The 13,357-nt window shown below is 29.2% G+C and carries 11 protein-coding genes and 4 tRNA genes; 3 read left to right on the top strand and 12 right to left on the bottom strand.

Annotated features, from left to right (window positions below):
• Positions 1-1,173, bottom strand: coding sequence for an MFS transporter (locus FZC34_RS01650; RefSeq protein ID WP_148971728.1), 1,173 nt, complete (start codon positions 1,171-1,173; stop codon positions 1-3).
• Between the two features lie 135 nt (positions 1,174-1,308).
• On the opposite strand from FZC34_RS01650, the gene FZC34_RS01645 reads away from it, so the two are divergent.
• Together FZC34_RS01645 and FZC34_RS01640 are read left to right on the top strand one after the other, a co-directional pair.
• A tRNA-Thr gene (locus FZC34_RS01645) sits at positions 1,309-1,381 on the top strand.
• A 162-nt stretch (positions 1,382-1,543) separates the two neighbouring features.
• Positions 1,544-1,984, top strand: a complete 441-nt coding sequence (locus tag FZC34_RS01640) for an NUDIX domain-containing protein (protein WP_187440004.1) — start codon at positions 1,544-1,546, stop codon at positions 1,982-1,984.
• 252 nt (positions 1,985-2,236) lie between these two features.
• Here the strand turns inward: FZC34_RS01640 and FZC34_RS01635 are convergent.
• The 7 genes from FZC34_RS01635 to FZC34_RS01605 all read right to left on the bottom strand — a co-directional run bounded on the left by FZC34_RS01635 (position 2,237) and on the right by FZC34_RS01605 (position 8,302).
• Positions 2,237-2,319, bottom strand: a tRNA-Leu gene (locus FZC34_RS01635).
• Positions 2,320-2,690: 371 nt separating this feature from the next.
• The gene (locus FZC34_RS01630; protein WP_148971726.1) at positions 2,691-3,257 is read right to left on the bottom strand and encodes a cold shock domain-containing protein; all 567 of its coding nucleotides are present in this window, start codon (positions 3,255-3,257) and stop codon (positions 2,691-2,693) included.
• Between the two features lie 87 nt (positions 3,258-3,344).
• Positions 3,345-3,415: transfer RNA gene (locus FZC34_RS01625), tRNA-Gln, on the bottom strand.
• A 158-nt stretch (positions 3,416-3,573) separates the two neighbouring features.
• A complete protein-coding gene (gene yihA / locus FZC34_RS01620; protein WP_148971725.1) occupies positions 3,574-4,167 on the bottom strand; it encodes a ribosome biogenesis GTP-binding protein YihA/YsxC in 594 nt (197 codons plus the stop codon).
• The gene (gene alaS, locus FZC34_RS01615; protein ID WP_148971724.1) at positions 4,164-6,608 is read right to left on the bottom strand and encodes an alanine--tRNA ligase; all 2,445 of its coding nucleotides are present in this window, start codon (positions 6,606-6,608) and stop codon (positions 4,164-4,166) included. The genes yihA and alaS overlap by 4 nt, the downstream gene beginning before the upstream one ends.
• Before the next feature lie 121 nt (positions 6,609-6,729).
• A complete protein-coding gene (locus FZC34_RS01610) occupies positions 6,730-7,341 on the bottom strand; it encodes a MarC family protein (RefSeq protein ID WP_148971723.1) in 612 nt (203 codons plus the stop codon).
• Positions 7,342-7,480: 139 nt separating this feature from the next.
• Complete coding sequence (locus FZC34_RS01605; RefSeq protein WP_148971722.1) at positions 7,481-8,302, bottom strand: response regulator transcription factor; 822 nt, start codon at positions 8,300-8,302, stop codon at positions 7,481-7,483.
• A 284-nt stretch (positions 8,303-8,586) separates the two neighbouring features.
• Between FZC34_RS01605 and FZC34_RS01600 the strand changes: the two genes are divergently transcribed.
• Positions 8,587-8,658, top strand: a tRNA-Thr gene (locus tag FZC34_RS01600).
• Positions 8,659-9,295: 637 nt separating this feature from the next.
• Here FZC34_RS01600 and FZC34_RS01595 read toward each other — a convergent pair.
• From FZC34_RS01595 to FZC34_RS01580, 4 genes are all read right to left on the bottom strand, one after another.
• Positions 9,296-10,228 carry a beta-ketoacyl-ACP synthase 3 gene (locus FZC34_RS01595; protein ID WP_148971721.1) on the bottom strand — a complete coding sequence of 311 codons (933 nt, stop codon included), beginning with the start codon at positions 10,226-10,228 and terminating at the stop codon, positions 9,296-9,298.
• Between the two features lie 8 nt (positions 10,229-10,236).
• Positions 10,237-11,211, bottom strand: a complete 975-nt coding sequence (locus tag FZC34_RS01590; protein ID WP_148971720.1) for a phosphate acyltransferase — start codon at positions 11,209-11,211, stop codon at positions 10,237-10,239.
• Positions 11,212-11,217: 6 nt separating this feature from the next.
• Positions 11,218-11,400 carry a 50S ribosomal protein L32 gene (gene rpmF, locus FZC34_RS01585; RefSeq protein WP_148971719.1) on the bottom strand — a complete coding sequence of 61 codons (183 nt, stop codon included), beginning with the start codon at positions 11,398-11,400 and terminating at the stop codon, positions 11,218-11,220.
• A 67-nt stretch (positions 11,401-11,467) separates the two neighbouring features.
• Entirely contained in the window at positions 11,468-13,351 is a 1,884-nt protein-coding gene (locus FZC34_RS01580) for a ribonuclease J (protein WP_148971718.1), read from the bottom strand.
• Between the last annotated feature and the right edge of the window lie 6 nt (positions 13,352-13,357).

Raw genomic sequence — 13,357 nt, 5'->3', positions numbered from 1 at the left:
CTATATTTTCTCCATCTTCCTAAAATATAAGAAAAGATAGAAAGTAACAACAGATGTTAGTAATAAGTATAAGTATCCACCTAATGGTTGGTATGGAATGTTAAATACAAATAATATTGCAATTACTTCATAAACGCTATTTCCAGTTCCAACAAGAGATTGACCACTACCTGGAGAATCTTTAAAAATAGTTAAAAGAGCTAATTTTGTTGCTGGTTGTGCTATTCCTGAGGCTAGGCAAGTTAGGAAAAATCCAAATATTCCGAATAGTATTAATTTGTCGAAAACCATTCCGCTTATAAACATCCAAAACATTCCAATCGCTATACCTAGCATGCTTAAAGATAAGTATTTTCCTACATTCCCAAGATTTAATTTAACAGAACACATAGTTGCTGTAATAAATGTACAAAAACGACCAATACCTTGAATTAATGCTAAGGTTATAGCAAATTTAAACATTCCATTAACTGTTAATTTTCCATTCAATTTGGAGAATTGAGCAGCGTATATAGCAATGAACCCATAGAAGCCACCAATACAAATCATAGAAACTGCAGAACATGCTATAAATTTAAAATCTTTAAGAAAGTTTTTCCATTTTTTAAATGTTTGAAAGTTAATAGGAATAGGCTCTTTGTTTGGCAAATGCGCGAAAATATAATATGAAATTATTAAACAAATTATCGAACTTATAATGGATAATACTTGAAATGAGTAGTTTTTAACAATTAATGAAAATGCAATAGGAAATAATGCACTTAAACCAAATAAAGCCATATATAGAACTGAAGTCATTCTAGGTAATTGATCTCCTTTATATAATAAAGATGTTCCAACATATGTATTATTAATTGATCCGGCCAAACAAACACTTCTTAGCAATAAAACAACCCTTAATAAATTAACACTTAGATTATATGTTAAAAAAATATTCAAAATACTAATTAAAACCAAATAGACGGGAAAGGTTTTTTTTGGTCCAAATCGATCATTAATTGGCCCTACTATCATAGCTCCTAATGTCAATCCAATCCCAGAAAACACTACAGATTGCCTTATGATTGCTGCAGGCATACCAATGTATGTTGCTATTGATGGAATTGATAACATTAAAGTATCTTGCCAGAATTTTGAGATCAAAAATCCACCTAATAAAAATGCAAAAGTCATGAGAAGAATTTAACATATACTTAATAAAAAAGAGCGCTTACATAAAAAAATTATTTATGTTAAAATCACCATTAAATCAAATTGCCTTTACACATGTCTTGATAGTTTTTTCCAAAAATTGTAAAAAGATTTTAAGCCAAAATAGCTCAATAGGTAGAGCGCTTGATTCGTAATCAGGAGGTTGGGTGTTCGATTCACCTTTTTGGCAATTTTGCTATTTGAGCATTTATATAATATGAAAATATTAAGAAATCAGAATAAATAAATATTTATAAATTAGTTATTAGTGTATGTTACTTACTAAACTATGATTAGTTTGTAGTCAGTGAGCAATCATTCACTATAAATCAAAATTGCAATACAATTAGGTGTGTATGATTTAAATGTTGGTATAGTAGCTATACATAATGGTCTGATTTTTGTTGGTAAGAGATTTAAGCAAGGAACATGGCAAATGCCTCAAGGTGATATAGAATATAATGAAACTCCATTTCAAGCTGCTGTGCGAGAATTAAGAGAAGAAACTGGGATAGTAAATGTTGAATGGTTAGGAGAAACTAATTGGCACTCATATAACTTTCCAGACTCAGTACGTAAAAATAAGTTTTTTAGAAGTAAATCTGGGAAAAAGCAAAAATGGTTTTATGCAAATGTATATGATATTGATGAAGTATCTCTAAATGAAGAATTTGTAGATTATAAATGGGAAGCAGATGAATGGGTAAAAAGAAATATCATTGGATTCAAAAAAAGCACTTATAACTACGTTTTCTCTAATAATATTTATGAAAAAATCAAAACATTTATATAAGCTATTAAATAATACAAATCATTTATATGAAATATCTATATAAACCATTAAATTAGTTATTAAACCCATATAATTTGATGTGACTATAAATAAATTTATTATTCATTGATTATTATTTCACTATGATCAGGTAATTACATTTGCCAATGATAATGTATATAAAGTTATTTAATATAAGAACATATAAAAATATAAAATGAGAATTTATAAGTTTTTGCATGCCTGAATTACTTGAATAATTCAAATAAACAATACCCCCAGAGAGATTCGAACTCTCACATCCTTACGGACAGCAGATTTTGAGTCTGCCGCGTCTACCATTCCGCCACAGAGGCAATACAATCAAATATAGAATATTAGTAATAAAAGTCAATACTAAATTGCGAGTAAACAAGGCTTGATCTATGAACGTTTTTAGGTTTATTTGATGAATAATATTTGTTTTGAAAGTCATATTTATATAACTAGGATTGTCTAGATTATCAGAACACAACTATAGCTTTATATAGTTCATTGTAATAAACCTTATTCTAGTAAATTTGTACTGCTAGAATTATATTTACAAGATATGCTATTTTTTACACATGTTTTGGTGAAATTTGATGTATGGTTTTAGTTGTTTTAGTTGTTTTAGTTGTTTTAGTTGTTTTAGTTGTTTTAGTTGTTTTAGTTGTTTTAGTTGTTTTAGTTGTTTTAGTTGTTTTAGTTACGCGTAAATCGCTTCTTCATCCTTATTTGGAATTGTAACTTGATATGCTATTTTTTTATTTTCTATTTCTAGGAAGTAACATTCTACTTCTACACCCTCACAGAAGTTTTCATCTGAAATATAAAATTTACGTAATAAAGTACCTGATACAAAAATATCATCATGCCCATTATTAAGAAATCCATAATCTGCAACAGCATTAAACCATTTCACAATAGCATTTGATTTGACTAGATTTTTGAGATTTGCATTTTTCCGTAAGCAATTATGAACTTTTACAACATGTGGTTTTTGCATATGGCCTACCATTATAATATCGCATTCAACAGTATCACCATGTATTAGGTCAACATTGATTCCTGCTTCCTTAATTTTAGAATGGTGTAGAAAAATATCTTCAGATATATCATCCGAAATTAAAAAGCCATATCCCTTTTTGTTTTTAAACCACTTGATTGTACAGGTTCTATATACAACAGATTGATCGCTAGAATCATTACCGTGCTCAAAACAACTTCCCATCTTTCTGCTATTAACGTTATTATCTTCTGAAAAGCTGTTCATATAACCTCCTAATAAAAATATATGCCAAATTTACTAGAGATTATTCCATTATTTTATAGAAATCTCAATAGATTAATCTCATGTATTCTGGGAGACCTGGATTCGAACCAAGATTACCTGATCCAGAGTCAAGAGTTCTGCCGTTAAACTATCCCCCACAATTTGATCATAACTCATAATTAGCTTTGTATACAATACAAGTAATTTGATATAAATTTTAATAGATTGAAAAATGGAATTTGTTAATGAGCAAACAAGTAGTGATTTTATGAAAGAATGTTAAACTTCAATAAATAAGTAAGAAATGTTTAATTTATTATATATGTTTAATATAATCTATAATCTCATGAATTCCTTCTTTAGTTTTTGATGAAACTCTAAAATTAGCGTCAATTATTTTAGACTCTTTTTTATCTATTTTGGTCGAAATAATTTTTACCGGTATATCATTGTTCACTACGAAATTAATCAATTCAATATCCAAGCCCATAATACCTCTCCTAGAATCTATTAGAATCCATAATTCGTCAATTCTTCCACATAATATATATTTCTGTACCATTACAGTAATTAATGCTTCTTGTTTTTTACTCACATTTGCATAACCATAACCAGGTAAATCAATGAGTGTTACATTTTCAAAATCATAATATCCAAGCCATCTTGTACACCCTGGCTTTTTTGATACTCTAGAAGTTTTTTCATTTAAAATACTATTTAATAATGATGATTTTCCTACATTTGACCTACCAATCAATGCAATCTCATATTTGATTTTTGTAGGTAGCTCATTGATAAAATAAGTTTTATTCTTACTTTTTACATTCTTATCCTTATATTTTGCATTTTGATTTGTAAAGCCACTGTTTTGATGAGCAGAGTTTACATTATTTGCTTGATATCTATTCATAATATTTCCATAACTTGCTTAGTAATTGTTTCGATATTGAATTTATTTATATTTCCTTGTGCCATGTTTTTACGACCACCACCTTTTCCTCCAAGTTTTTGCATGATTTCTGTAGCTTTTCCAACTTTATCTATTGCATTATCACTCATCTTGACCAAAAATGCTTTTTGATCATTTGCTAGAATCACTATATCATATTGTGAAATATATTCGTCACTTCTATCTAATAAATATTTAGAACTAGCATTAGAATACTGTTCTATAATTATTTTGATATTTCTCTGATTTATAGTCTCACGTTTTATCAAATTAGCCTGTATATTAAGTTTATTATTGTTTTTATCTGTATGCTTTTCTTCAAAGATTTTATCAACTGCACTCATTCCACAAATCGCTTCGATACGTTTTACTCCTGCAGAAATGCTTTTATGGCTTTTAATAATTAATAACCCTATCTCTCCAGTAGCAGAAACATGAGTTCCACAGCATAATTCAGTAGAAACATTATCAATTGTTAGTACTCTAACTTCATTTGGATAGTTTTTTTCTGTAATTAGTGCTCCAGATTTAATAGCAGACTCATAATTCATAATTTTTGTAGAAATTTGAAAGTTATTTTGTATAATTTGATTTGCTTCGTACGCTATTTTTTTTAAATCACTTTGATTAATTAAATTATTCATAGAAAAATCTAGTCGCAATCCATCCTCTTTAACACTAGATCCTTTTTGCAGAACAGAATCTCCAAATCTTTGCCTTAAGATAGCTAATAAGATGTGAGTGGCTGTATGATGCTGTTTAAGTCCTTTTCGCCTCTTAGAATCAATTTTTGCCGTTGCTTTGCCTTGTTTTATTTTGCCAGCAATACATTTTCCTATATGCCATATTTCATTTTTATCTTTTTGCATATCATATACTTCAAAAACTCCATCTGACGTTATGATTTGTCCTATATCATGTTTTTGCCCTCCTGATTCAACATAAAATGGAGTTTGATCAAGTAGAATCAATTCAAATTTATCATTGCCTTGTTCTTTTGATTCATATTCTCTATATTCCAAAATATTACATTCTATTTCTTCATGCTCATATCCAACGAAAGGCGTACAGGTATTTGTATTCTCGATAGTGTATTTTTTTAACTTTGATATTGTTTTTTGAGTATTAAGCATTTGTTCAAATTTATTAAAATCATATTGAATGTTTTTTTCTCGTAAAATTTCGAATGAAATATCATATGGAAATCCATAAGTATCGTATAATTCAAATACTTTATGCTCATTTGATGAACTCTCATCGTTCTTCTTACCATTCTCATTGTTCACATCAATTGTATTAACATTATTAGTATCACTATCTATATTATTCACCATATTATTTTGGCTTATATACTCATTTAGTTTTTCGATTCCAGAATAATATACATGTAAGAACTGCTCTTTTTCTTGCTTAAAAACATTTAAAATTTTATTACGATTTTGTAATAGGCTAGGGTAATCATCTGACATGTTTTTAATGATATAATCTATACATAGTTCAACTGAATTATTATTTAGAGATCTTCGTACTGCTCTACGTATGATTTTACGTAAAATATAACCAGCCCCCTCAGGTTCAGGTATGATTCCATCATCAATCATAAAAGTTATTGATCTACTATGATCAGCAATTACTCTATTATTAGTATTGTTTGAATCATTTACAGAGATTATATCTATCATTTTTGCAAAAAATGGTGCTTCATAGTTATCATTTGTCCCATGGTATAATGCCTCAACTCGCTCTAAACCCATTCCAGCATCCACACATGGTTTTTCTAATTCTATCTTTATTCCATTAAGTACAGTATGTGTCATAAATACTATATTCCATATTTCTACAAATCTATCACCTTCAATAATATTTCCAGGAATATGATCTCCATGATCATAGAATATTTCTGTACAAACACCACACGGTCCTTCTTCTCCAGCGCTCCATTCATTTTCATTTTCATCTACTATATGTTTATGAATTAAATTTGGAATTTTCTTCCATATTTCACGTGATTTTGTATCATCTGGGTGTACAGTTATATATAATTTATCTGGTGATAAATTTAATATATTTGTTAAGAAATCCCATGCCATATTGATTGCTTCTTCGTGTGCATAATCTCCAAAGGAGAAATTTCCTAACATTTCGAAGAATGTATGGTGCCTTTTGGTATATCCTACATCATCTAAATCATTATGCTTCCCCCCAGCACGAATGCATTTTTGACAGTTTGCAACTCTGCTGTTTGGAGGAGTTGCTTGGCCTAGAAAGAACTTTTTCATTGGTGCCATTCCAGCGTTAATCAAAAGTAAGGATGGATCATTTAATGGTATTAAGGAGAAAGAGGGTATTATTTTATGATTTTTATTTTCAAAATAGTTTAAAAACTTTTGTTTAATATGCATGATGTAATTTTATCTGAAAAAAAAATAAAAATATACGATAAGTATATGTGATGAAAATTTAAAATTTTAGCATATTATCTTTATCTATAGCTTTATGAGATTGTTTATTATAAATCATTGCTTATTTTATAATTAATTTACTAACCATAATCATTCCATCAATAAAGAATTGTGCTGATAATGCTAGTAATATTGTTCCGAAAAACACACTCATCATACGTATATATGAGCTGTTAATAGTGCTGAAAAACCTATTTCCTGTATTAACTACAAAATACGTTGTAAATAGTGCTGCAATTATGCCTAATATTGACGGAATCAAATCAGCAGCTCCCCCATTTTTTAGAATCATTAATACTGTTGTGAATACTCCAGGTCCAGCAAGTGTTGGGACTCCTATAGGGAAGAAGTGCATATCATTTTTGTGTTCTTTTTTATTATCTATAGAATGTCCCACAACCATATCATATGCAGCTGGACCAATCAGTATTGCTCCCGTTAATTTCATAGCAGACATTGTAACGTTTAGAACATCAAGCATTAACTGCCCTATGATTGCAAATAAAAACACTGCAGCAGCAGCAACAAGCATAGATTTTCTAATAGTATTTTGTCTTTGTATGAAATTCATATGGGGAGTAAATGAGATTATAATAAATATATTCATAAACGCGTTGAAAATAAAAAATACCGAAATATATGATTCAAAAAAAACATTAAAACAATTAATCATTATTGAAAGGTTATCAGCTTTAGGTATGCAGGTCAAATTTAAAGTGTGACCTCTTTAATGCATTAATATCTTATTACAAAATATTAATTAGAATAAAATGAACAATATGCTTTATAGAATAGGTAATGTTTATAAAATTTTAACTGCTTATTTTAATTTTTTTACTTAATTTAGAGTTGATAAAATCATGCTTATTATTAAATTGATTATCTGAAATTTGCTTAGTTTGGGTTTTGTTTTTGGGGAGTAAATAATCTGCTAAATTTTTACGTTGATCTAATCTATACCCATTCCCCCATGACGTAGCAATAGCTGGGCTATTATCATCATTTTTAGAGTCACCTAATGCATTAGAAAGTTTCTTACGTAATTTGCACATAAATACATCAACGATTTTTCTACCAGGTTCATTGCAATCAGAATTATACAAATGATCTAGGAATGAATCTTTATGTAAAAAAGAATCTTTTCTTCTAGCTAATAATTCTAGTATATTATATTCCGTTTTAGTTAGTACCAGGTTTCTCCCAGCAATAGAAGCAGTTTTACGTTGTAAATCTATTTCAAATGTTCCTATTCTAATAACTGATGCTGCATGCCCATTAGACCTTCTAACAATCGCATTTATTCTTGCAAGCAATTCGTGTTTATCAAATGGCTTTGGCAAGTAATCATCAGCTCCATCAGATAGCGCTTTAATTCTTTGATTTGTTTCAGAAATGCATGACAAAATAATAATTGGAGTTTTGATTTCGCAGGCTCTAATTCTATTTAGTAATTCTTCACCTCTTATATCTGGTAGTATCATATCTAAAATTATTACATCATAATCTGATAATCTTGCAGAATCAAATCCATCTTGACCATTTATATCATGGTCACAAATGATACTTTGTGATTTCAACATTGCAATGATCGCAGATGCTACTGCCTTATCGTCTTCTATTAGAAGGACTTTCATAGAACTTTCTCCTATCCATAAGTTAATAAAAACATTTTTAGGCAAAAAAGTAAAAAAAAACTAAAATTTATATATAATTTTATGTAAATTTAGATGAAAAAAAGTCTTAATTTGGCAAATAAATAGAAATGCCATATCTTTATTAAGTATTGTTATGTTATTTTATAAATGTTGATAAATTGGAGTAATGTATAGCTCAAAACATAAAAAGCATGTTAATTATGTGTTGTTTTATATATATGTATCTTGTTTTTATTGTATTTTTATGGGATCAATTTATTTATGCCGTTGTAGCTCAGGGGTAGAGCGTTCCCTTGGTAAGGGAGAGGCCGAGAGTTCAAATCTCTCCAATGGCATAAGGAATTTACTATATAGATTAAGCAAGCGAATAGCATGAGCTTGTAAAATCTCTCCAATGGCATAAGGAATTTACTATATAGATTAAGCAAGCGAATAGCATGAGCTTGTAGAACTTGCTTATTAATTTAAGAATTGATAAGCAAAGTTTACAATCATACATTTCGTAGATAATGTGTGTATTGTACATATCTCTCCAATGGCATAGATAAAAGTGTACGTTGTATTTCTATTAATAGGTTTTGTATATAAACCTTTCATGTGTTTTCATATTTAAACTTTAGTATATTTTACGTACTAATATACTACTTATTTGTGCTTTCTAAAATTTGAGCTGGTTTAATGAAGTTTTGTATGGAGTTATTATGCATTTTTGATTTTTTAATATGAAGACATTTTTTAATATGAAGGCATTATGTCCTAATTTTTAGTATGCTTTTTAATTTTATATAACATTTTTACCTTTAGATTATTAATTATTATTAATTCATACTTTTTCAAAGCTTTAGTTAGGTTAATGAAATTTTATGTATGATGCAATGCTGTTTTTAATTTTTCAATATGATAGTATTTTAATTTTCTTATATCTCAATATATATAATTTAACATAAATATATAACTTAGCTTAAAGGTGTGCTATATCCTGATACACAAGCTATTTCCACGTAGTCCTGCACCAAAAGCACTGAGTAATATTGTGTCACCAGATTTGATTTTATGGAAAAAATCGAATAATGCTAATGGTATTGAAGCTGCAGATGTGTTTCCATATTTATTTCCATTATAAATTACAGATTCTGTAGGGAAATTTGTGTTTTTTATTACAGATTCTATTATGCGTAAGTTAGCTTGATGGGGAATGAACCAATCTACTTTCCCTACATCAGCCATGACATTTGCTATATCTTCTGAGAAGCTATGAACAGCATTTTTGAACACATGCCTCCCATTCATTTTAACTGTGCCTGTGCTTGTGTTTAATGAGTCATAGCTTGCTATGCTTTTTGAGGATCTAAATAAAACTTCTCCATGCGTATTATTGAGTAAGATTGATCCTGCTCCATCACCAAATAATATTGCTGTGCCTCTATCATTCCAATCTAGGAGTTTAGTCATTGTCTCAGCTCCAATTACTAATACTTCAGAATATTCTTCAAAATCTTTTAAGTATTTCAATGCAATATCCATTGCTTGTACGAATCCATTACATGCATCATGTACATCAAAGCACATAACATCATTTTCTAACTCCAATTTTTCATGTACATAAGACGCACATGAAGGAAATGCCATATCCGGAGTTGATGTAGCAACTATAATGATTTTTAAATTTTTAAATTTCATATGCTTTACAGAATTATATGCCATGGAATATGTGGTTTCATCTTTTGCTATATATCTAGTTTCTATTCCTGTTCTTTGCTGGATCCATTCATGATTTGTATCTAAGTTTTCTGGCAAATCATTATTATGTACAAGGTTTTCTGGTACTGAAATGCCCATATCACTTATCATCATATTGTTATTTGTATTACTAACAATATTATTTAGCATTGTGTTTTTTATCATGATTGAAATTATCGCAATGCATTTGACGCAAAGTCAATAGAGTTTAGATTATTAGTAAGTGATTTGTTTTTATCAGCAAACTTATATGTAGTACGTAATGCATTGATTAATGATGGCATTTTTGAAGAACCATGTGCTTTAATTGACAACCCTTTGGTCCCCAATAAGACAGCACCATTATATCTATCTGCATTATGTAAAAACATAGACATTAATTTGCGTACAATCCAATATTTATTGAATTTGTTCATAATAAACCTTGATGTTCCTTCACATGATTTAGAAATACAATTTCCAGAAAATCCATCTGTTACAATAACATCAGCTTCACATGTAAAGATTTGATCAGCCTCTATAAACCCTTTAAAATTTTTATCTATATTTTTCTTAAATAAATTAGATGCATTCTTCAAAACACTAGTGCCTTTAGTTTCTTCATGCCCAACATTAATTAAGCTAACGCTTGCATTTTCAATTCCTAATACGCTAGTAGCAAATGCTTTTCCTAATAAGCCAAAATTATATAAGTCATTTTCAGAGCATTCAAGATTTGCACCTATATCAGTTAATACTTTATGCCCATTAACTGATGGAATTAGTACAGCCAAAGGCAATCTATCTAACCCATCTAGGCTACCTAAAACTTTTTTTGCTAATATGAAGTACGGAGCAGTATGACCAACTGTGAATACTGCATTACTTTCACCTGTAGATACAGATTGTAACGCTGCATACATTGTTGATGACTTGAAGTTTTTTAATGTAGATAATAAAGATTTATCAGCTTTCAAAAAATTATCACATTTCCTGATTTCTATTCTATGTTTAAAGGGCTCTAAACATTTTATGCTGAATTCACTATTTTTATCTATAAAAAACAGTAAGTGCAGATCTTCATATTCTTTTAATATATGAGAGGCAGAATCAAGCAAAACCTGAGGACCATAATCTCCTCCCATACAATCTATGGAAAATTTCTTCATGCTCTTTTATTCTTTTGATTTAATATCTAGAATTTGTCTTCCTTTGTACATTCCACATGATTTGCATACATGATGTGGTAATCTATATTTTCCACATGTACAAATTACAACATTAGGTAATTTAACTCTACTATTAGAATGTCTTAATCTTCTTTTATTAATCGAAACTCGTTTTTTAGGAACTGCCATCGAATTATCCTCCAATTATTCAAAATTTATTGATATACATGCAGTATACAGCTTTTTTAATAAGTTTTCAATCTCCTAATGAATCAGATTCTCTTTCTTCATCAATGTCAATTTGTACCCCTTCTTTTTCTTCTTTTGGAGATGCAGGTTTTTTGTCCAAAATAGTTGAATGGATAAATACAGCAGGATCTTTTCCTCTTAATTCAAACATTACATACCTAATTGCTTTCCTAATAACGCTTGCAAGTTTCTTTTGAACTTTTCTATCATCCTGGTTTAATGACATAATAGCAGTTTTAATTCTTTCTTTTACTTTGTCTCTTAAAATATCATCCTGCTCACATATTCCTGAAAATGTTGCTATTAATTTGAAATATCCTCTGTTTCCAATTAGTATGCTCACGAAAATACATCCATTTTCTAACCAATATCTTTCAGTCATGGTTTTTCCATCATATGGAACCACTACCTTACCATCTAATACAGATTTAGAGATAGGAAAGTTATTAATGATTTTCATGCTAGATTGTTCAATTTTTAATATATCACCATTCTTTATAACAGCAGGCTCTATTCCCATTTCTTTTCCAAGTTCAGCATGGGCATTTTGATGTAATCTTTCTCCATGAACAGGAATTAAAAATTTAGGCTTTAATAATGTATATAATTTCTTTAGATCTGATCTTACAGGATGACCTGATGCATGTATAGGTGCATCTTCAGAATATGTAATTACTTTTACATTATTTCTTGCAAAATTATTCAACATTCCTGATACTTCTTTTTCTCTTCCTATAATAGTTTTAGCTGAAACTATAACCGTGTCACTTTTATCTAATTTAATTCTAGGGTGGTCATTTTCAGACATTCTTTTTAGTCCAGAGTTTGTTTCCCCTTGTGATCCTGTGCAAATAAATAAAATTTTATCTTTAGATGTTTTGAATCCTTCTTCTTCAGTTAAAAATTCAGGTAAGTTAGCAAAATACCCATGCTCATAAGCTGATTCTTTGATTTTATGGATGGATCTTCCAACTAACGCAACTTTTCTTCCATATTTTTGTGCTAATCTAGCACATGAATCTATCCTAGAAACATTTGATGAGAAGCAACCAATAACTATACGGTTTTTTCTATCAACTTTTGATAGTACTTCATTAATAGACTCTTTAACAGTTTCTTCAGATACAGTCTCTCCATAAGTCATAGCATTTGTTGAGTCAGATACAGCAGCTAATATTCCATCTTTTGCAGCAGATTCCAATGATTCCATATCAGTTTTTTCTCCAGTGACAGGGCTATTATCTAGCTTCCAATCACCTGTATGCATAATATTACCTAAAGGTGTTTTTATATATACCATTGAGCTTTCAGGAATAGAGTGTGTTACATTAATAAGCTTAACTTCAAATGGGTTTAGTGAAAATGTTTCTCCAACGTTTACAGTATTTAAGGTTGCTTTAATATTATTATCTACTAGTTTTCTTTTTATTAAAGAAGATGTAAATGGACCTGCAAAAATAGGAATCTTTAATTCTTGGATTAAGTAAGGAATAGCTCCAATATGATCTTCATGTCCATGAGTGATTACCAATCCCATAATATCTTTTTTGTCTAATTTTTTGATAAAATTAATATCTGGTAGTATTATATTGGATCCTGGCATATCTTCGAAGCTCATTCCTAAATCTACTAATAACCATTTTCCATTGCAATGATACAAGTTTAAGTTAAGTCCAAATTCTCCAGCTCCACCTAATGGCATAAAGCATAAAGAATTCATGTCAATACTGCTTATATCAAATGATGCTTTCTCTATATCACTATTAGCTTTGGCATTTCTATTAAATGACATCCCTTTTTTGTTGAATGGAACATTTTTTTTATTTCTATTAAATGGCCTTTTTTGGCTGTTTGATGTTCCTTGTTGTGTTTTGTTAATTATTTTTTCCATGTTAAC

Origin of the sequence: Candidatus Cytomitobacter primus, from assembly GCF_008189405.1 — a bacterium.
Classification (GTDB): Bacteria; Pseudomonadota; Alphaproteobacteria; order CAJXXZ01; family 1604HC; genus Cytomitobacter; species Cytomitobacter primus.
The sequence above is the reverse complement of the archived record's forward strand: the minus strand, read 5'-3'. Positions and strand labels throughout refer to the sequence as shown.